Genomic DNA, 19,849 nt, shown 5'->3' on the forward strand with positions numbered 1-19,849 from the left:
CTCCGAAGGCGCGAGCGTAACACGCTGCCACGACGTCACCGGACGCGCGCTCCACGCGCCCGGGCGCAGCGGCGCTGGAGCGATACGACATGTCCCTCGGGACAGCCATGGAAGTCGGTGAACCGTGGTCACGCGCCGCGGTTCGATGTTCTGCGCCCTACTTCAGCGCGCCGCGGTGCGCGTGCGGCTCGGGCGGCACGGGGGGCATCCCCGTCTGCGGAGCGACGCGGTATTCGTTGAGGCGGTACTGAATCTTGCGCGGCGAGATCCCGAGGATCTTCGCGGCCTTGCTCGTGCTGCCGCCGACGTGCTCGAGCGTCCGCAGGATCGCGTAGCGCTCGATCTCTCGCAGCGACGCGCCCGGGATCACGGGCGCCGAGTCGTCGCCGCGCATCTTCGACATCAGCTCGCGCGGCAGGTCGCGCGGCTCGATCTCCGCACCGCGCGCGAGCACCACCGCTCGCTCGACGCTGTTCTCGAGCTGACGGATGTTGCCCGGCCAGTCGCACCCGAGCAGCACCCCGAGCGCCCGCTCGCTGAAGCCGACCACCGGTCGATGTGCCTGGGCCGCGAACTGCCGCAGGAAGTGCATCGCCAGCAGCGGGATGTCGTCCCGGCGCTCGCGCAGCGACGGCATGCGCAGGCTGACCACGTTGAGGCGGTAATACAAATCCTCGCGCAGCTTGCTGCCCTTGGCCGCGCCGAGATCCTGGCTGGTCGCCGCGATCACGCGGACATCGGCCTGCAGCGGCTCGCTGTCGCCGACGCGGCAGAACGCCCGATCCTGCAGGAACCGCAGCAGCGCCGCCTGCACGCCCGGGGGCAGCTCGTCGACGTCGGCGAGGAAGAGCGTGCCGCCGTCGGCCTCGACGAGTCGGCCCTCGCGCAGCACCGCCTCGCCGTCGCGCACCCCGAACAGCTCGCGGGCGCACGCCTCGTCGGTGAAGCCGCTGCATTGCAGGCTGACGAACGGGCCGCGGCGGCCGCACCAGTGGTGGATCAGGCGCGCCAGGTGTTGCTTGCCGGTGCCGCGTTCGCCGGTGACGAGCACCGACACCGGCGAGTCGGCGACCTGGCGCGCGAGGCCGAGGAGGTCGCGGAACACCTTCGACTGACCGATGATGCCGGCGCGCTGGTCGGCGCGCTGGCTAGCGAGCGCCGAGCGGAGGTGGCGGGCCTCGCGTTGCAGCGCGCGGTGTCGCAGGACCCGTTGCAGCACGATGAGCAGCTGCGGCAGGTCGACGGGCTTGCTGAGGTAATCGTCGGCGCCGAGGTGGAGCGCCTCGACGGCGCCCTCGACCGAGCCGAAGGCCGTCATCACGACGACCGCGACGTCAGGGTAGATTTCACGGAGTTTGGATATGAGCTCGAGGCCATTGAGGCCGGGCATCTTGACGTCGGTGATGACGACATCCGGCTCCCACTGGTCGATGCGTCCGAGCGCCTTGTATCCGTCGGCGGCGGACTGGACTTCATAACCTTCCTCGCGCAGCAGCTCGCTGAGTGCAGAGCGTGCGCTTGACTCGTCATCGACCACTAAAATTCGGGTCGGCCTGGTCTCTTCAAAGTTCGTCATAGGCGGTACCTCCGCGGGGCTTCGCCTACTCTGCGGGCGGAAGATGCGCGGGTGTAATGCATACTTTGCGCGCTCGCGCAAACCCGCGTCCTCCGCCCACGACGATTCTCCTATCGTTGCGAGATTTTCATGTCTGGCACGGAAGGCGCACTGGCACGGCGTTCAGCCAGTCGGCGCGTCATTCGGCGGCGGCGCCTCGCCCTCGCGGGGCGCCTCGGCCGGCGCCTGGCCGTCCGGCTGGCCTTCGGGCGGGGCCTGACCGTCGCCCTGGCCCTGCCCCTGACCACCCTCCGGCTGCTGCACTTCCTCCATCGCCGGCGGCAGCGGCGGCGGCGGCGGCGGCTCCTCCTGCCGCGCCTCGGGCTCCGGCTCGGGCGGCGGCGGCTGCGTCGACGGCGTCGACGGCGGCTCGGCCGGACGCATCTCGGTGTCCGGCGCCTTCGTCGGCTCGCGGTCGGCCCCGCCGGTCTCGCCCGCCCCGACGCTCGGCAGCTCCGGCCCGTTGTTGCGCTCGAGCGCGTCCTTCTCCTCGGTCTTCTTCGTCGAACGCGACTTCGTGCGCGCCTTCTTGGCCGCCTCGCGCTCGGCGTTCTTCTGCCGCCGCTCGAGCATCCGCTCCTCGGCGGTCTTGCTCTTGATGCCCATGAAGCGCGGCTTGCCGACGGTGCCGCGCAGCTTGAAGCCGAGCCAGCCGTCGTCCGGCGGATCCATCTTCGACGACGGGCCGGCAGTCTGCACCGCGAAGCGCAACGTCTCGCTCTTGTCCTGCAGCGCCTGCGTGACCAGCAGCTTCATCTGGAACGCGAACTCGGACTTCGAGAACGGATCCTTGAGCGGCATGTCGCCGGTGAGCTCGAGCTCGATGTCGGCGCTCTTGGTCTTGAAGTCCTCGACGGTGGCCCGGCCCTCCGCGACCTTCAGCTTGCCGACCAGCGTGCCGAGGTCGATCTCGGGGATGGTGATGCCCTTGGCGGTGATGCCCGACGAGCCGGGGATGAACAGCAGCTCCTCGCCGTCGCCGATCGAGCACGAGGCGCACTCGAGCGAGATCGACCCCTCGGCCTTCTCGAACAGGTTCTCCGGCATCGTCATGTCGACGTGCAGGGCGAACAGACCGCGCAGCGGGGCGCCCAGCGCCTGCTGCAGCTTCGGCACCGAGCCGAGCGGCAGCTCGGTGACCTCGATCTTGATGCTCGACTCGCTGCCGCTGCGCGCGTACTCGGCGTGGATCGGCGCCTCGTCGAGCATCGTGTCGACCTCGACGTCGATGTTGCCGAGCAGCAGGTAGCCGAGGATCGAGAAGTCGACGTCGACCGCGTCGAGCACCATCTGGTGCGGGATCTGGCCCGGGTGCGACGGCGCGTACGTCCACGTGACGTTGTAGAGCGTCGCGCTGCCCCACGGCCGCACCGACATGTCCTCGATGTCGATGAGGTAGCCGGCCTGGCGCGCCTGGTGGCCGATGCGCCACGCGAGCGCGCGGGTCGGCAGGCTGATCCAGATGAAGGCGAAGAACACGAACACGGCCAGGAACACCCAGCCGGCGGAGCTGCGGAGGCGCCGCGAGAACAGGCGCATGCGGTCGCCGAAGCCGCCGATCGGGGCCGCCGGCGCGACGATGGTGCCGCTCGCGGGCGGAGCCGCGGGCAGGTCGCCGCCGCCGCGGCGCAGGTTGGCGAGGTTGGGCAGGCGGATCTTCACGACTCCCCCTCCTCGCCGCCGGGCACCGGCGCCGGCTCTTCGGGCTTCTGCAGCTGCCACGTGGCGAGCTCGACCTCGGCGTTGAGGCGGTCCTCGAGCGCCGAGGGCGAGCGCAGCATCAGGCGCTCGACGAACAGGATGTTGCCCGGCTGCCCCTCGAGCTTGGCGAGGAAGTTCAGCAGCTCCTCGAGCGCCACGTTGCGGACCTCGAACGCGACCACGCGCTTGGTCAGGCCCTTCTCCTCGTCGACCACCATCGGCTGCCGCTCTTCCTCGCCGCGCAGGGTGCCGGTGACCAGGTCCTTCTGCGCCTCTTCGAGGAGGATCGAGAACACGATCGGCTGGGCGCTGGCGATCCTGCCCTCGCGCGCCTCTTTCTCCTTCTTCTTGGTGTCGTACGCGGTGCCCTTGGTGCGCACGAGGACGAGGGCCTCGCGCAGCTCGGCGATCTCGGCGCGGGCCGTGTCGAACGAGCTCTTGCGCATCATGTAGAGCACGCCGACGGCGGTGACGAAGAACACCAGCATCAGCACGCCGAGCAGCGCCCGCTCGCGCTGGTTGAAGCGGGACATGAACCCGAACAGGGTGGTTTCGATGGCGCTCACGACTCGGTCTCCGTGCTGCTGTAGCAGTCGTGCTCGATGTTGGGGTCGAACACCTTCTTGGTGCCCTCGTCGCGCACCTTGGCGACCTGGAACGGGATGACGCAGGGCAGCGTCTGCAGCAGCTTGTTCTTGAACCGCTCCTGCGCCGACGAGCGCGTGGCGGAGGCGCGGAACTGGATCGCGCGCGGCCGGATCTCGATCAGCGACAGCACGAAGTCGTCGTCCCACACGACGCCCGCCGAGCCCTCGACCGAGGGCAGCTGCACCGGCGCTGTCGGCGTCGTCGCCGACGCGCTCGGCGTCGGGGCTGGCGCCCTCCTCCGCCACCATCGGCGTCGGCGCCGGCGCCGGCTTCGGGCCGGTCGGCGTGGCCGCCTTGACGAAGCCGGCGAGCACGTCGAGCGCGCCGCGCTGCGGGATCAGCTTGGTGATGTCGCGGCCGTCGACGGCGTTGAGGCGGTCCTCGATCTCGGCCTTCGAGGTGAGCGCCTCGCCGAACACCTTGTGGCTGGCCTCGCCGAGCTCCTCCTCGTAGGCCGCGCGCTCCGCCTCGAGCGCGCTCGAGCCGACCACGGTGTCGACCACGCCGAACGCGAGGATCGCGAACCCGAGCGCGGCGACCGTGGCGATGCGCTCGGCGATCCAGCTGCCGTCGCCGCCGCGCTGGACGGCGGCGTCCTTGTGCAGCTGGATCAGCGGCCGACGGGCGCAGCCGACGGCGCCGCCGAGCGCCGCCGACATGGCCGTCCAGTCATGTCCCGCGAGACCTTTGAGGCCGAGGCTCTCGCGCGGGCGGGCGCGCTCGGTCGGCAGGCCGAGCTGCTCGGCCAGGTAGGCGTCGAGGCCGCGGAGGTTGGCGCCGCCGCCGGACAGGCGCAGCTGCACGACCTCGGCCGAGAACTCGGCCCGCAGCCACATGCGCGTGTGCTCGATCTCCCGCACCACCGGCTCGAGCGCGCGGGCCACGATCGTCGCCGACTCGAGCTGCTCCGCCGACAGGTCGCCCTGGCCGCGGTGCGGCAGAAAGGCGTTGTCGCGCTTGGCCGCCTCGGCCTCGGCGTCGCTCAGCTGGTAGCGCTGCTGCAGCGCGCGGGTGACGTGCACGCCGCCGCGGCGGAGCATGCGGGCCGCGAGCGGGCCCTTGGCGCCGAAGGCCACCAGGTCGGTGGTCGCGTGGCCGATGTCGAGGCCGAGCACCACCGGCGTGCGCGCCTCGGAGGGCGCCCCCTTGGCCGGCTCGGGCAGGTCGGCGGTGAGCACCTGCGCGGTCGCCAGGACGTCGACGGTGATGAGCTTGACGTCGATCGTCGCCGCCTTGAACGCGGCCTGGACCTGGTCGACGGCGGAGCGACGGACCGCGACCGCGAGCGCCTGGCCGCCGCCGCCGGCGACGGTCGCGGGCACGTGGTCGAGCTCGAGGTTCTCGAGCGGGACGGGGAACTGGCCCTCGGCCTCGAACGCGATCGCCTGGGCGATCCGTCGCGGGTCGCTGAACGGGAACTTGAACACGCGATAGGCCGCGAAGCTGCCGGGCAGCACCACGCCGATCGGGTAGTGGTTCCAGCCGCGGCGGCGCAGCACGGCGATGCCGATGTCGAGCGCGGCGGCCAGCGAGGTGTCGCCCTGCGGCGTGAGCGTCACCGGCTCGACGACCGTCTCGAGCACCTGGATGGTGCGCAGGCCGGCGTTGATGAGCACGGCCTTGACTTCGGAGGTGCCGAGGTCGAGTCCTACGTACTTCTGAGCCACGTGCGGCAGTCCTTGCGGTTGAAGATGAGAGCCATGGAGATCAGTCCTCGCGCAGGTAGAGCCACGCGCCGGTGCCCTTCGCGCCCTCGCTGCGGACGAATTGCATGTCGTAGATCGCGGTGAGGCGCTTCTTGACCGCGCCGACCTCGGCGATGATCTCGATGCGATAGACCCGCTCGGGGGCGATGGTGGCGATGTCGCTGAGGCCGCCGAGCTGCTCGCCCGAGTCCTTGTTCTCCTCGCTGTTCTCGCGGATGTTCATGCCCTCGGGGATGCGCGGCAGGTTGGCCCGGTTGAGCGCCTGCCCGGCCGCGCCGCCGCCGCCGAGCGCGGCCATCGGGTTCATGAGCTTGTCGGGCTTCTCGACGAACTCCTTGAACGCCTTCATGTCGGAGAACAGGCTCATCGTCCGCGTGTCGACCACGTAGCGGGCCAGCGGCAGCGTCTTGATCAGGAAGTTCTCGCCCTCGGTCTTCCACTTGTCCTCTTCGGTGACCGAGTGGCGCAGCACCAGCGCGATCTGGTCGGCGCTGGCGAAGTTGAGGTTGACCTTGCAGCCGCCGTAGACGGTGAGGTCGGCGGCGATCGCCGTCATCAGGTCGTCGTCGACGCCCTGGACCAGGTGCAGCTCCTCGACGCTGTCGATCCGGGCGTTGCGCGGCTGGTACGGGTCGAAGATCTCGGTGTAGCGGTAGCGCTCCTGCGTCGACGACGAGGCCAGCTTGACCATGTCCCAGGACTTGTTGTCCTCGTCGATGTAGTCGACGATCGCCTTGATGACGTCGGCCCGGGTGTAGCGCTGGCCGTCGCTCTTCTCCTCGTCGAACAGCGGGTCGTAGAGCGTCGGCATCAGCATCGCCTCGAGCGTCTCGACGGTGCGCGCCTGCGGGTTGTCCTTGCCCTGCCCGGTCCCCGCCAGGCAGTTGACGTTGAGCTTGCCGCTCTCGGCCTCGACGCGGATCTCGAAGCCGCCGTGGTCGATGGCGAGGTCCTTGAAGGTCGAGTTGTCGAGGCCGACCAGGCCCGAGATGGCCTCGTGGCCGTCCTTCGAGCCGAACGCCGACATCAGGTACGGCGCGACCTGGGTGATGTCCCAGGTGCCGAGCATCTGCCGGAACTGCTTCTGGTTGAACACCATGCGCTGCAGCTCGAACAGCAGCAGCGACAGGCGCATCCCGCCGCGGGTCAGGTTGCGCGCCGAGATCTCGTCGCGCAGGTTGATCGCGGCCTGCCAGTCGACGCGCGTGGTGTAGCTGAACGCGGCGGTGAACGGCAGCAGCACCGCGATGCAGGCCAGCACCATCAGCAGCGCGATGCCGTGCTCCTTGCCGCCGCCGCGCCGACGCGCCGCGCCGGACCTGGCCGGACGGACATGTCGCTTGGGCTTGGCGGTGTCGGGGTGGGCGGTCACGGGCGGGGGCCTTTCAGCGGGAGAAGTCGATGCGCTCCTGCATCGGGATGAGGGTCTGGGTCACGTACTTGACCTCCTTGCCGAGGTCCGCGTCCCACACGCCGAGGGTGATCTTGACGCGCTCGGGCAGGCGGTTGGGCTGCATGTCCTGCTTCATCGTGCGCCACTCGTCGCGCCACTCGATGCGCTTGACGTCCCAGAACTTGACGTCGAACGACTTGATGTCCTCGCAGAACACGTAGGCCGGCCACCACTCCTCCATCTTCTCCGGCACGTCGCCCATGAGCCGCCGCGTCTCGCGCTTGAACAGGTGGGTGCGGTTGGCGTCGTTCGGGTCCTTGGCGAGGAAGTACTGGACGACCGACTGGTCGCTCTCGTTGGCGTCCTTGCGCATGCGGATGTGGGCGAACGCCGAGAACGTCAGGCTGTCGGAGTTGAACTGGTCGCGGCCCTCGAACAGCGTGTAGTGCCTGTCGTCGCCGGCCGGGCGGTTGTGCGACAGGTACGCCAGCGAGACCTCGGTGCCCATGCGCGCCAGGCAGTTGCGCAGCACCGCGTACTTCTGCTGGGTCTTCTCCGCCGAGCGCATGCTCTGCGCCGTGGTGCTGAAGCTGGCGTAGACCGAGGCGGTCATCATCGTCATCATCGCCACCGCGACGAGGATCTCGATCAGCGACAGGCCGCGCTGGCGGGCTGTCCTGGAGGACATGGTCGGAACGACATGGCCGATGGCGCTCATCGCTTCCCTCCCATGCCCATGCTCGCGCCCGGCCCCGTCGCGCCCGTCTGGCGCCCGCCGGCCGGCTGCGCCCCGGTGCCGGTGCCGGTCCCTGTGCCGGTCCCGGCCCCGCCGCCCTGCGGCTTCTCGTCGCCGAGGTCGCCCTCCTTCGCCTCGCCGCCGAGGCCGGGCAGCTGCTTGAGCTTCTCCGGGTCGGCCCAGAAGGTGTTGACGATGAACTCCTCGTCGAGGTTGCCGTTCCTCCACTTGACCGTGCACTTGACCTTGCGGATCGAGCGCTCGATCGCCTGCTTGACCGGGGTCCAGACCATGCCGAGCGCCGTGAACGCCTGATCGGCGGCGCTGCGGTAGTACATGCTGCTCTCGCCGCGGTTGGCCCGGTCGGTGTCGTCCTTGGCCGCGCGCAGCTCGGTGAACTCCGGCAGCTTGAGGAAGTCGACGATGCACTTGTACTTGACGTCGGGCCAGCCCTGGTCGGCGAAGGTGCCCTCGTAGAACTTGTCCTCGAGCACCCAGCCGCCCTCCTTGCGGACGATGTACTCGGTCTCGATGAGCTGGTAGTCGGCGAGGAACGCCACCGAGGTGATGGTCTGGGCGTAGCGAGTAGCCCGCAGGCTGGCCATCTGCGAGGTGAGCATCGAGGTCAACGACAGCGCCAGCACGGCCATGGCGATCATGACCTCGAGCAGGGTGAAGCCTGCGGCGGCGTAGCGCTGCTCGGGCGGCCGCAGCCGCGGGCGCTTGGTGTCGGGCGAGGTCATGTCAGAACGCCCTCCGGTTCATCTTCTTGCCGAGGTCGTCGCGGATCGCCGTCGGGTCCTCCTGCAGCGCCAGGTCGATGTGGCCCTCCTTGACCTCGACGCGGCCGGTCAGCGGCTTGACGATGATCGTGAACTCGTTCTCCGGGTTGGCGACCTCTTGCACGTGGATGTGCGCCAGCGGTGTGGCCCTGCGGGAAGAAGTAGAGGCTCGCCTCGCCCTTGGTGATCGGCTTGAGGTCCTCGGCGGTGCGCACGGCGATGACCTTGACCTCGGCCGGGAACTTGAACGGCTTGCGCAGCTCCGACAGGCTGTTGTCGTCCTCGAAGGCGCCGAAGATCGGCGGCTTGCGCCGCGGGACCTTCTTCGGCGGCGTGATGTACTTGTCGAGCGACGAGCCGGAGGACGGCGTGGTGCCCGGCTTGGCCGCGCCGGCCGCCGCGGGCTGCCCGGGGGTCGCCGGCGCGCCCGGGGTGCCGGCCTTCGTCGGCTGTCCCGGAGTACCTGTCCCCTGGGCCACGCTCGCCATGGGCTGCCCCATCGGGCCCATGGTCTGGCCGGGCTTGCCGACCGGCGCGCCCTTGACGGCGTCGAGGACGCGCGCCTGCAGCGACCGGTTGTAGTTCTCCTCGGCCCGCTTGTCCCGCTCCTCCTTCTCCTTCACCTTGCCCGGGTCGATGACGACGATCCGGCCGTAGCGGTCGGTCGCGGGCAGGTACATGCGGTCGTCGCCGCGCTGCATGGTGAAGGAGTTCTTGTCGATGTCGATGAGGAGGCGGTAGTAGGTGCCGGTGACGCGGGCCTTGTTGTAGGCGAAGCGGATCGTGTTGGCGAGCTGGTTGGTGACGCGGGCCACCTGCGCCTGCTTGCTGGCGCCGAGGCCGGTGATCACCGAGCCGATCAGCAGCGCGAGGATCCCCATGACCACGAGGACCTCGATCAGCGTGAAGCCGAGGCTCCCGCGCCGCGCTGCCGTATGTCGACTCCGCATGGCCATGACGATCCTCGCGGGAGAGAACGATCGGGGCTAGCGCCCGATCACTTCTTCTCCTCCTTGGCGGCCTCGATCTCCTTCGGGTCCTCCCAGCTGTTGACGTCGTCGCCGCCGGACGGCTTCTTGTCGGGGCCGTTGGAGGTGACGTCGACCGGGCCGTGCTGACCGGGGCAGACGATGACGTACTCCTCGCCCCACGGGTCCTTCTTGACGCGCGCCGTGACGCCGGCGGCCTTGAGGTCCGCCATGCTCTTCGGGCACTTGTCGTTCTTCTGCAGCATGTACTGCTCGCTGAGCTTCTGGATCTCGACCACCTCGTTGTAGGCGACCTTGACCTTCGAGTCCGAGAGCGCGTTGAAGGCGACGACGCTGACGCCGCCGACGATGAGGCCGATGATCGCCAGCACGACGAGGATCTCGATCAGCGTCATGCCGCGGCTCTGACGACGGCGGCGGACGGCCTGGCGGACGGTGTGAAGTTGCGGATTCATGGGTGGTCTCTCCTGAGGTACTCGGGCTACTGCGCGGCCATTTCGTTGAGCATCATGATCGGCTGCATGATCGAGAACACGATAAAGCCGACGCTGCCGCCCATGAACACGATCATGAGGGGCTCCAGCAGCGCGGTCATGCGCGTGAGCGCGGTGTTGACCTCGCGGTCGTAGGCGTTGGCGACGTCGGTGAGCATCTGCTCGAGCTGGCCGGAGCGCTCGCCGACCGAGATCATGTGCGTCACCAGGGCCGGGAACTGGCCGCTGCGCTTGAGCGCCGGGGCGATGCCCTCGCCCTCGCGGATGTTGTCGCGGGCGGTGGCGACGACCTTCTCGAGCACCCAGTTGCCGAGCAGCGCCCGCACGATGTCGAGCGCCGCGAGCAGCTGCACGCCGCTGGCGAGCATGGTCGCAAGTGTACGGGCGAACCGCGCGATCGCCAGCTTGCGCGCGAGGTCGCCGATGATCGGCAGCTTGAGCAGGATGGTGTCGCCGGTCGCGCGGCCGATGTCGGTCTTGCGCCAGCGGCGGAACAGCCAGCCGGCGGCGAAGAAGCCGACGATGATCATGAACCACCAGGCGGCGATGAAGTCGCTGAGCCAGATCAGGAACGCGGTGTTCCACGGCAGCTGGGCGTTCATGCCCTCGAACATCTCCGTGATCTGCGGGACCACGTTGAGCATCAGCATCGTGATGATGCCGCCCGACAGCACGGTCATGATCGCCGGGTAGATCATCGCCGAGGTGACCTTGCCCTTCAGCTCCTCCTGCTGATCCATGAAGTCGGCGATGCGCAGGAGCACGGTCTCGAGCGAGCCGGACGCCTCGCCCGCGCGGACCATGTTGATGAACAGCGGCTGGAACACGTCGGGGTAGCGGGCGCAGGCGTCGGCCAGCGAGCTGCCCTCGTTCACCTTGTTGGCGATGTCGCTGAGGATGCCCTTGAGCCGCCGGCTCTCGCTCTGCTCGGTGATCGCCGACAGCGACTCGGGCAGCGTGACGCCGGCGCACAGCAGCGTGGCCAAGAGCCGCGTGGTGCGCGAGACCGTCTTCTGCGAGATACGGTCGAACAGCGCCCCGAGGTCCACCTCGCGGCCGCCTGCCCCGCCCGCGGCCGCGACCTGCGCCGTGGTCTCGCTGACCGCGGTGAGGAAGATGCCGGCGCGCTTGAGGTTGGCCTTGAGCGCGGCGACCGTGTCGGCCGACTCGACGCCCTTGACCGTCTTGCCGTCCTTGCGCAGGCCCGTGTACGCGTACGCCGGCATGCTCCGTTACGACTCCACCGAGGTCGCGCGCAGGACCTCGTCGAGGGTGCTGATGCCGCAGACGACTTTGTGCGCGCCGTCGTCGCGGAGCGTGCGCAGGCCCTGAGCCAGCGCCGCCTGCTTGATCTGCATGGCGTCGGCGTTGCGGATCGCCAGGCGGCGGACCTCTTCGCTGACCATCAAGACCTCGTACACGCCGGTTCGCCCGGAGTAGCCGCTGCCCTGGCACTTGTCGCAGCCGACGGCCCGGTAGACGTGACCGCGCGGCGGCAGCCGCCGCGGCTCGGGCACCGACAGCGGTATGACCTCGCCGTTCTCGTCGCGCACCGGCACCTTGAGCGCCTGCTCGCCGGCGTAGAAGGCCGCGGGGATGATGCCGATCTCCTCGAGCTCCGTGGCGAGCGGCCGGTACGGCTCGCAGCAGTGGACGCAGACGCGGCGGATCAGGCGCTGGGCCTGCAGCGCGACCAGCGACGAGGCGACCAGGAACGGCTGCACGCCCATGTCGACGAGGCGCGTGATGCCGGTCGCGGCGTCGTTGGTGTGGATGGTGCTGAGCACCAAGTGACCGGTGAGCGACGCCTGGATCGCGATCTCGGCGGTCTCGACGTCGCGGATCTCGCCGACCATGATCACGTCGGGGTCGTGGCGCAGGAAGGAGCGCAGGCCGGCCGCGAAGGTCAGGTTGATCTTGCTCTGCACCTGCACCTGCGAGATGCCGGCGAGCTGGTACTCGACCGGGTCCTCGACGGTGAGGATGTTGAGGTCCGGCGTGTTGATCTCGGTCAGCGCCGAGTACAGCGTGGTCGTCTTGCCCGAGCCGGTCGGGCCGGTGACGAGGAAGATGCCGTGCGGCCGGTTGATGACGTCGCGGATCATCCGCAGGTGGTCGGCCGCGATGCCGATGTTGTCGAGCTTGAGCGCGACGGCGGACTTGTCGAGGAGACGGACGGTGACGCGCTCGCCGTGGGCCGTGGGCACGGTGGCGACGCGCATGTCGACCTCCTTGCCGGCGATCTTGCGGCGGATGCGGCCGTCCTGCGGCAGCCGCTTCTCGGCGATGTTGAGGCCGGCCATGATCTTGACGCGGGCGATGACGCTGGGGAGGTGCGCCTTGGGGGCCCGCTTGACCTCGTGCAGCACGCCGTCGACGCGGTTGCGCACGATGATCTCCTTGTCGCCCGGCTCGATGTGGATGTCGCTGGCCTTCTCCTTCGAGGCGTTGAAGATCAGGCTGTTGACGAAGCGGATGATCGGCGCGTCCTCGGCCGAGGCATGCAGGATGTCCTCGTCCTCCTCCTCGTACTCCTCTTCCTTCTTCTCGAGGTCGACGTCCTTGGTGCGCCGCGCGTAGGTGCGGTTGATGATCTCGAGGACGTTCGACTCCGGCATCAGCGTGACGTCGACGTCGGCGTCGTAGAGGGTGCCGAGGTCGTCGAGGTCGAGGAGTCGCAGCGGGTCGGCGGCGTAGACGCTGAGCACGCCGCGCTCGCGGTCGAGGCGGTACGGCAGGACCTTGTTGGCGCGCGCGTACTGGATCGGCAGCTGCTCGACCAGCTCGTCCTGGATGTCGCTGATCTCGGTGTTCTCGCGGGCGGGCAGGCCGAACTGCCGCGCCAGGCCGCGCGCGAGGTCCCACTCGGAGCAGTGCTTGAGCCGCACCAGCGTCTCGCCGATCTTCTCGCCCTCGAGGTGCTGCGCCTGCAAGCCCTCGGCGAGCGCCTCGGCGGTGACGCAGCCCATCTCGATCAAGATCTCGCCGAGCGGGCGCGCGAGCGGACGGACCCCGAGCGGCGCGAAGGTCGAGCCGGCGTTGCGTTCTGCGGTGGTCTTGAGGGCGGTGTCCATGGGCATCTCAGACAACAGGATAGCTTCAGGGCTCGCGCCGGATCACCGGCGCCGGGTTCACCGTCGCGGGCGGCGCGCCGCCGCCCGCCTTCGCCGCCGACGTTGTCGTCGACCGCGGCCGAGCGCGGGCTGAGGCCGAGCTCGCCGGTGATGATCTCGCGCCGCATCTCCTCCTCGGCGCGGCGCAGCAGCAGCTCCTCCTGCTCCATGCGCCGGGCCTCCTTGTCGATCGCGGCCAAGATGCCGGACTTCTTGCGGTAGTTGATGTTGCTCTTGAGCTCGCGCTTGCGGAAGTTGGTCTCGCGCTCGATGAACTCGAGCCGCTCCTTGTCGCGCCGCTCGTGGATCCGGCGCACGTCGTCGGGGCTGTCGATGATGTGCGGGACCATGACGAGGAGGAGGTTGATCTTCTCCTTCTCCTTGACGCGGTTCTTGAACAGCCAGCCCAGGAGCGGGATCGAGCCGAGGCCGGGGACCTGCTTGACGTTCTCGCTCTCGCGGTCACGGATGAGGCCGCCGAGCACGACCGGCTGGCCGTCGCGGCCGACGATCTTGTCGAGCTTGATGCGCCGCTTGGTGGTGGTGACGCCGAGGACCGGGTCCTTCTCGGTGATGTCGCGGTCCTCGACCTCGACGTCCATCGTCACGTTGCGCTCGTCGTTGATGTAGGGCTTGACCTTGATGCGCAGGGTGACGTCCTGGCGCTCGACGGACTGCAGCGGGACCAGGCCGGTGCCGCCGCCGCCACCTGCTCCGAAGGACAGGGCGCCGGGGTCGGGACGTTGCGGCCGACCTCGATGGTGGCCTCCTGGTTGTCGGCCGCGTACATGTGCGGCTCGCTGACGACGTTGACGTCGCTGTTGCTCTGCAGCGCCTGGATGATGGCGCCGAAGGCCGGCACGTCGCGGCCGGTGCCGAGGATGGTGCCGGAGTTGAGCAGCGGGGGACCGATGAGGCCGAGGGTGAAGTTCTTCAGCGAGTCGGGCGAGAGCAGCAGCGAGTTGAGCGCGGGGGTCGGCGCGCTGCCCACCATGCCGATCGCGGTGCCGGCGGTGCCGCCGAGCTCGGTGCTGATCGGGTAGCCGAAGTGGCCGCCCGCGCCGGCGTCGGTGTTGTGCTTGATGCTCACCTCGAGCATGTAGATCTCGATGTAGAGCTGGCGCCGCTCGCGGTCGAGCTTCTCGATCACCGGCTCCAAGTTCTTGTAGTCGGCCGCCGAGGCGATGATGACCAGCGAGCGCGTCGCCGGGTCGGGCGTGACCTTGACGTCGCCGGAGAACAGGTCGGCGCTGACCGGATTGCCCGCGGGCGGCTTCTGCCCGCCCTGCTGCGAGGCCTGGGCGGCCTGCTTGGCGCCGGTGGCCAGCTGCGAGAGGACCTGCGCGACCTCGGTGGCGTCGGCGTTCTTGAGCTTGTAGACGTGGATCCGGCCGCCGCCGCCGGGCAGCTTGACGTCGAGGCGCTCGATCAGCTTGCGGATGACGACGTAGTCGGACTCGGTGGTGACGATGATGAGGGTGCTGCTGCGCTCGTCGACGATCACGCGGCTGATCGCCGAGTCGGTCTGACCGCCGCCACCGCCGCCACCGCTGGCCCGCCGACCGGCGCGGCCGCCCGTGGCCCCGCCGCCGCCGCCGCCGCCGCCGCCGCTGGCCTTGGCCTCGCCGAAGATGTCGCGGATGATCTGCGCGACCTCCTCGGCGTTGGCGTACTGCAGCTGGTAGAAGAAGATCTTCTCGCTGCCCATCGGCTGATCGAGCTCGGCGGCGAAGGTCTCGAGCCGCCGCACCATCGAGCCCTTGTCGGTGATGATGAGGAGGTTGCCGACCAGGTCGACGCTGCCCGCCTTGCTCTTGAGCTGGCCGAGGACGTCGCTGATCTCCTTGCTGTTGCCGTGCTTGACGCGCATCAGCTTGGTGACGAAGCGGTCGCTGTTGGGCGCGTTGGCGTCGTCGCCGTAGGTCGGCAGTGTGCGGTTCTTGGCGTCGGTGGTCTCGACGATCTTGAAGTAGCGACCCGAAGGCTCCACGGTCAGGCCCATCGTCTCGAGCGCGGCGTAGAAGGCCGCGTAGGCCTCCTCGGCCGTGACCGGCTCGGGCGACAGGATGGTCACCTTGCCGGACCGCACCTTGCGGTCCCAGATGAACTTCTGACACGTGATCGACATGATCCAGTTGACGAGGTCCTCGAGCTCGGTCTCCTTCGGCAACGTGATCGTGAACTTGGCCCCGCGCGGGGTCTTCTTGCACGTGTTGAACGGGATCGGGCCGCCGCCGGGCGTGCCGCCGCCCTCGTCGCCGATCAGCTCGCCGCCGCGGCTGCCGGTGGTCGGATCCTGCGCGGACGCGGAGACGGTGGTCGGGCCGAGCGTCAGAGCGGCCAGACCGAGAGAGACGAGGCCCAGTGCAGTCGGGCGGACGGGGTTGCTACGCGCAATCATTGGATCGTGATGTCCTTGGTGATCGACTCGCCCTTGCGCTCAATCGTGACCTGGAGGTTGCTGGCGCTGCGCATCTTGGTCAAAAGGCCCATGACCTGGTCGACCGACTTCAGCTCGATGCCGTTGACCGAGGTGAGGAGGTCGCCGTTCTTCATGCCGAGCAGCTTGGGCAGGCTGCCCGGGCGGATCCCGTAGAACTTGAAGCCCTTGGTCTCGCCGTCCTTGATCGACGGCATCACCCGCGCCTGCTTGGTCAGCGCGGCCGGGTTGGCGAACAGGCTGTCGATGAACATGCGATCGACGGTGCACGAGTTCTCGCTCTCGCACTTGATCGCGTCCTCGGCCCCGGGGATGGCGCCCGCCGCCGGCGGCGCGTCTTCCTTCTTCTCCGCCACCTGCAGCGGCTTGGCCGAGGGCTTCGGCGGCTCGACGCCGAGCTCGATGTACTCGAGGGCGCCGCCGTTCTTGACGTGGACGAGGCTGCGCTCGACGCTGACGAGGTAGACGCCGGAGCGGATGCGATCGCCGGGCCAGTACGGACCGACGCTGCCGTCCTCCTCGTCGCGGATGGTCGCCCACGAGTACTCGGGCATGTTGGTCTCCATCGTGGCGATGAGCCGCAGCGGCTGCGTGCACGGGCCTTCGCCGGGCTGCTTGCCGCCCGCGACCTGCGGCAGCTCGCCGGGGCCGAGGTCGGGCGCGACCGCGGGGCCGCCGGGGCCGGTCTCGGGCGTGACGACCTTGGTGCAGGTCGGGCAGAACAGGTTGAGCGAGAGGATGGTCTGCGTGACCTTGTTGCGGTCGGCCGCGGAGGGGCCGCGCGAGGGGCTCGACATCAGCCGCGGGTTGATGATCGGCTTGTCCTCCTCGTCCTCTTCCTCTTCCTTGGCGCCGTCAGTGTCGGTGCCGGTCGCCTCGGCCTCGTCGGTCGGGGTCTCGTAGATGTACGAGGTGCCGAGCCAGGTGGTGAACGCCGAGGCGGCGAACGCAGCGGCGACGCTGAGGCCCAGCGCCTTGACGACCCAGAAGTGCTGCTTGAAGACGGCTTCCATCGCTCTCCGCTAGTGGATGACCTCGTCGCTCTCCGACTCGACGCGCGGCGCGGGCTCTGCAGGCTGCGCGCCGGACTCGAGCTTGCGGTAGATCGTGCGGGTGGCGATGCCGAGCAGGTCGGCCGCCAACCGCTTGTCGCCGCGCGTGAACTTTAGCGTCTCCGTGATCATCCGGCGCTCGACCTCCTCCAGCGGGGTCCCCACGGAGAATGTGATCTGACGCCCATGGCCGGCCTGCGGGTCGCGCAGCTCCGGCGGGAGGTCGCTCTCGTCGACGAGGCCGCCGCGGCACAGCACGACCGCGCGCTCGACCGCGTTCTCCATCTCGCGCACGTTGCCGGGCCAGCCGTATTGCCCATGCGGTAGAGCGCGGCCTCGGTGAAGCCGGACACCGGCTTGCCGTGCTTGCCGGCGAAGATGCGCAGGAAGTGGTCGGCCAGCAGCGGCACGTCCTCGAGGCGATCGCGGAGCGGGGGCACGCGGATCGGGATGACGTTGATGCGGTAGAAGAGATCCTCGCGGAAGCGCCCGGCCTTCACTTCCTCGGAGAGGTCGCGGTTGGTGGCGCAGATGAGGCGCACGTCGACCTTCGACAGGCGACCGCCGACCGGCTCGATCTCACCCTCCTGCAGCGCGCGCAGCAGCTTGACCTGGATGTGCAGCGGGATCTCGCCGATCTCGTCGAGGAACAGCGTGCCGGTGTGCGCCTCGAGGAAGCGGCCCTCGCGGGCCCGCACCGCGCCGGTGAAGGCGCCCTTCTCGTGGCCGAACAGCTCGCTCTCGAGGATCGACTCGGGCAGCGCGGCGCAGTTGGTCGGCACCAGCGGCCGAGCGGCGCGCGGGCTGTGCTGCTGGATGTAGCGGGCGAACAGCTCCTTGCCGGTGCCGCTCTCGCCGAGCAGCAGCACGGTCGCCGACGAGCCCGCGGCCTGGCGCGCCATGTCGAGGGCGGCCCGCAGCACCTGGCTGTTGCCGACGATCGGGCGGTTGGTCGCGGCCGCCAGCTGGGCCTTGAGCTCGCGGTTTTCGGCGACCAGCGCGTGCTTGTCGAGCGCCTTCTGCACGGCGGCGATGATGGCGGCGCGCTTGAGCGGCTTGGAGATGAAGTCGTAGGCGCCCAGCTTCATCGCCCCGACCGCGTTCTCGACGGTGCCGTAGGCGGTCATCATGATCACCTCGACCTCGGGGGTCAGCGCCTTGACCGCCTTGAGCAGGTCCTCGCCCGTCATGCCGGGCATGCGCAGGTCGGTGATCATGACCTGCACCGGCACGTTCCGCAGGATGTCGAGCGCCTGCTGTCCGCTCGAGGCTGTCCGAACGGACATGTTCTCCTTCGCCAATACCTTCTGCAGCGCGTCGAGGATGCTGGGCTCGTCGTCGACGACGAGGATGGTCGGGGTACGGGCGGTGCTGGTCATGGGCGCTCGAGTCGAACCCGCGGTGTGCAATTCGGGGTCCTCGGTGAAAAGCGAATGATTCTAAAGCAACTCCTGGAGCCAGAACGAGGGTGTCACGCGCAATTGTCAGGCCGTCCGAGGCGGGTTGCCAAAATGGCAAGCGCGGCTCTCGCGCGCAACTCCCGGCGCCTCAACCGCCACCCCCCTGCCCCGCCTTGGCTGGGCGGCGGCGGGGTCGGCCCGGGGAGGACTCGGGGGCTGGCGTTTGGGACAGGTCGAGGAGCGGCAGCTGCGACGGAGGCGAGGCCGAGGCAGTGCGGGGGGCTGTCTCGAAGGACAGATTGGCGGTGATGGCCCTTGTCGCCGGCGTGGCCGGTGGGCGCTCGGCCTGGGGCGTGCCTGTCTCGACGGACCTATGGGTCCCGGCGGGCGCTTCGCTCGGGTTGCTGGGTAGGGTCGCAGGTGGCGGTGCACCTGTTTCTTGGGACATCTCCGCTTCGGCGGGCTTCGCGGTCGCGCGGGTGCTCGCGGCCCTGGCTTGCGCGATCGCCTCGGGCTCCACCGGCGTCTCTGACTTTGACGGACCTGTCCTGGAGGGCGTGGCATCGCCGACAGCGCGCTTGGTGGCGGCTTTGCTCTGTTCCTTGCTCGGGGCCGCGCCTGTCTCTTCGGTCAGCTTCTCGGGGACGACCGGCTTCGACGGGCCTGTCCTGGAGGACATGTCATCGCCGACAGCGCGCTTGGTGGCGACTTTGCGCGGTTTCTTGCTCGGGCCCGCGCCTGTCTCTTCGGGCAGCTTCTCGGGGACGGCCGTGGCCGTCCTCGCGGACATGTCGGCGCCGGCCGCGAAGTCGCGGACGCTGCGGATCGCCAGGCGGCGCTTCTCGAACACGAGGAAGTAGGAGTGATTCTTGCGCGCGTGGACCTGGGCCTTGAGCCGGCTGACCCCGGGGCTGTTGGGGCGCACGAGCACGAACAGGTCCTTGCAGTAGAGGCCGAGCGACTCGCCGCCCGTGATCAGCTCGACGTGGGTGAGGCGCTGCTTGTTGGCGCTGACCTCGTCCTGGCACTTGACGATCAGGACGCCGCCGGGCACGAGCACGCGCGCGGCCTCGCGGCAGGCCTTTTCGTAGAGGTCGACGACGGCGTCGTGCCACTTGGGGCCCGACTCGGTGACGGCGGCCGCCGAATAGGCGCGGCGGAAGGCGGCGTGGGTGCCGGAGCCGGCCATGTGGTCGACGCTGCGGCGGTACATGCCCTCCATGTAGGGCGGGTCGAGGACGATGCAGTCGAGGCTGGCGTCGGCGTACGGCAAGGCGCGGCAGTCGACGCCGCTCGTCAGCTTCGCGCCGGCGCGCGCGGGGACATCCGGCTTGAGGGCGATGTCGCTGGCGAGCAGGGTGTAGGCCCCGTCGGGGACGCGGCGCCAGAACACGCCGAGGCCGTAGGTGACGTCGGCGACGGTGCTGCCCTTCGGGACATGTAACTCGAGGATCTGGGCGAACAGCTCGGCGTTGTCGCCGACCCGCGCGGACACGACGACGTCGGCGGTGGCCACCCCACCCTGCACGCGCCGGGCAGGTCGCGGCTCGGTGGGCGCGACCTCGGGGGTACGTTCGTTCTTCGGCGCGGCTGGGTGCGACTCGGCGGGCGCGGCTTTACGCACGCTCGACCGCGCGGCTCGGCGTGGCTCGGCGCCCGAGGTCTCATGGGCCCGCGCGCGCCGGGGGGTCGCAGACTGCGACTCGTCCGCAGCGGCCTCCCGGGTCCGCTCGCTACCGCCGGTGCGACGGGGGCGCGGTGTGGGTCGACGCGGCTCGAC

Annotated in this window: 14 protein-coding genes and 1 pseudogene; all 15 read right to left on the reverse strand. The window is 69.4% G+C overall.

What is annotated here, in order from left to right:
- Positions 1-157: 157 nt before the first annotated feature.
- The 15 genes and pseudogenes from OV079_RS15465 to OV079_RS15535 all read right to left on the reverse strand — a co-directional run bounded on the left by OV079_RS15465 (position 158) and on the right by OV079_RS15535 (position 19,597).
- On the reverse strand, positions 158-1,537 hold the full coding sequence (locus tag OV079_RS15465; RefSeq protein WP_267769378.1) for a sigma-54-dependent transcriptional regulator: 1,380 nt from the start codon (positions 1,535-1,537) through the stop codon (positions 158-160).
- A 201-nt stretch (positions 1,538-1,738) separates the two neighbouring features.
- Positions 1,739-3,277 carry a type II secretion system protein GspN gene (gspN, locus tag OV079_RS15470; RefSeq protein ID WP_267769379.1) on the reverse strand — a complete coding sequence of 513 codons (1,539 nt, stop codon included), beginning with the start codon at positions 3,275-3,277 and terminating at the stop codon, positions 1,739-1,741.
- Positions 3,274-5,631 (reverse strand): pilus assembly protein PilM, encoded by a 2,358-nt coding sequence (gene pilM, locus OV079_RS15475; RefSeq protein WP_267769381.1) that lies wholly within the window; start codon positions 5,629-5,631, stop codon positions 3,274-3,276. Before pilM ends, gspN begins: the two co-directional genes overlap by 4 nt.
- 40 nt (positions 5,632-5,671) lie before the next feature.
- Positions 5,672-7,042, reverse strand: a complete 1,371-nt coding sequence (locus OV079_RS15480; protein ID WP_267769382.1) for a type II secretion system minor pseudopilin — start codon at positions 7,040-7,042, stop codon at positions 5,672-5,674.
- A 13-nt stretch (positions 7,043-7,055) separates the two neighbouring features.
- Positions 7,056-7,751 carry a PulJ/GspJ family protein gene (locus tag OV079_RS15485; protein WP_267769384.1) on the reverse strand — a complete coding sequence of 232 codons (696 nt, stop codon included), beginning with the start codon at positions 7,749-7,751 and terminating at the stop codon, positions 7,056-7,058.
- A 26-nt stretch (positions 7,752-7,777) separates the two neighbouring features.
- Positions 7,778-8,542, reverse strand: coding sequence for a type IV pilus modification PilV family protein (locus tag OV079_RS15490; protein ID WP_267769385.1), 765 nt, complete (start codon positions 8,540-8,542; stop codon positions 7,778-7,780).
- Positions 8,539-9,531 carry a pilus assembly FimT family protein gene (locus OV079_RS15495; RefSeq protein WP_267769387.1) on the reverse strand — a complete coding sequence of 331 codons (993 nt, stop codon included), beginning with the start codon at positions 9,529-9,531 and terminating at the stop codon, positions 8,539-8,541. The genes OV079_RS15490 and OV079_RS15495 overlap by 4 nt, the downstream gene beginning before the upstream one ends.
- A gap of 47 nt (positions 9,532-9,578) precedes the next feature.
- Positions 9,579-10,025 (reverse strand): type II secretion system protein GspG, encoded by a 447-nt coding sequence (locus OV079_RS15500; RefSeq protein WP_267769388.1) that lies wholly within the window; start codon positions 10,023-10,025, stop codon positions 9,579-9,581.
- 26 nt (positions 10,026-10,051) lie between these two features.
- On the reverse strand, positions 10,052-11,290 hold the full coding sequence (gspF, locus tag OV079_RS15505; RefSeq protein WP_267769390.1) for a type II secretion system inner membrane protein GspF: 1,239 nt from the start codon (positions 11,288-11,290) through the stop codon (positions 10,052-10,054).
- A 6-nt stretch (positions 11,291-11,296) separates the two neighbouring features.
- Positions 11,297-13,138, reverse strand: coding sequence for a GspE/PulE family protein (locus OV079_RS15510; RefSeq protein WP_267769392.1), 1,842 nt, complete (start codon positions 13,136-13,138; stop codon positions 11,297-11,299).
- A complete protein-coding gene (locus OV079_RS15515; protein WP_267778549.1) occupies positions 13,039-13,866 on the reverse strand; it encodes a type II secretion system protein GspD in 828 nt (275 codons plus the stop codon). The genes OV079_RS15510 and OV079_RS15515 overlap by 100 nt, the downstream gene beginning before the upstream one ends.
- Positions 13,782-15,578: a secretin N-terminal domain-containing protein gene (locus tag OV079_RS15520; protein WP_267769394.1), complete on the reverse strand. Its 1,797-nt coding sequence runs from the start codon at positions 15,576-15,578 to the stop codon at positions 13,782-13,784. The genes OV079_RS15515 and OV079_RS15520 overlap by 85 nt, the downstream gene beginning before the upstream one ends.
- The gene (gene gspC, locus OV079_RS15525) at positions 15,575-16,630 is read right to left on the reverse strand and encodes a type II secretion system protein GspC (protein ID WP_267769396.1); all 1,056 of its coding nucleotides are present in this window, start codon (positions 16,628-16,630) and stop codon (positions 15,575-15,577) included. The genes OV079_RS15520 and gspC overlap by 4 nt, the downstream gene beginning before the upstream one ends.
- A gap of 9 nt (positions 16,631-16,639) precedes the next feature.
- Positions 16,640-18,048: pseudogene (locus OV079_RS15530) on the reverse strand (sigma-54-dependent transcriptional regulator).
- Between the two features lie 169 nt (positions 18,049-18,217).
- Positions 18,218-19,597: a DNA methyltransferase gene (locus OV079_RS15535; RefSeq protein WP_267769398.1), complete on the reverse strand. Its 1,380-nt coding sequence runs from the start codon at positions 19,595-19,597 to the stop codon at positions 18,218-18,220.
- Positions 19,598-19,849: the final 252 nt, after the last annotated feature.

The sequence above is a fragment of the Nannocystis pusilla genome, from assembly GCF_026626665.1.
Classification (GTDB): Bacteria; Myxococcota_A; Polyangia; order Nannocystales; family Nannocystaceae; genus Nannocystis; species Nannocystis pusilla.

Bases quoted from the DNA above. Each gene is read 5' to 3' on its own strand.
- OV079_RS15485 (WP_267769384.1), bottom strand. From the start codon at position 7,751: ATGTCCTCCAGGACAGCCCGCCAGCGCGGCCTGTCGCTGATCGAGATC.
- OV079_RS15490 (WP_267769385.1), bottom strand. From the start codon at position 8,542: ATGACCTCGCCCGACACCAAGCGCCCGCGGCTGCGGCCGCCCGAGCAG.
- OV079_RS15495 (WP_267769387.1), bottom strand. From the start codon at position 9,531: ATGCGGAGTCGACATACGGCAGCGCGGCGCGGGAGCCTCGGCTTCACG.
- OV079_RS15500 (WP_267769388.1), bottom strand. From the start codon at position 10,025: ATGAATCCGCAACTTCACACCGTCCGCCAGGCCGTCCGCCGCCGTCGT.
- gspF (WP_267769390.1), bottom strand. From the start codon at position 11,290: ATGCCGGCGTACGCGTACACGGGCCTGCGCAAGGACGGCAAGACGGTC.
- OV079_RS15510 (WP_267769392.1), bottom strand. From the start codon at position 13,138: ATGGACACCGCCCTCAAGACCACCGCAGAACGCAACGCCGGCTCGACC.
- OV079_RS15520 (WP_267769394.1), bottom strand. From the start codon at position 15,578: ATGATTGCGCGTAGCAACCCCGTCCGCCCGACTGCACTGGGCCTCGTC.
- gspC (WP_267769396.1), bottom strand. From the start codon at position 16,630: ATGGAAGCCGTCTTCAAGCAGCACTTCTGGGTCGTCAAGGCGCTGGGC.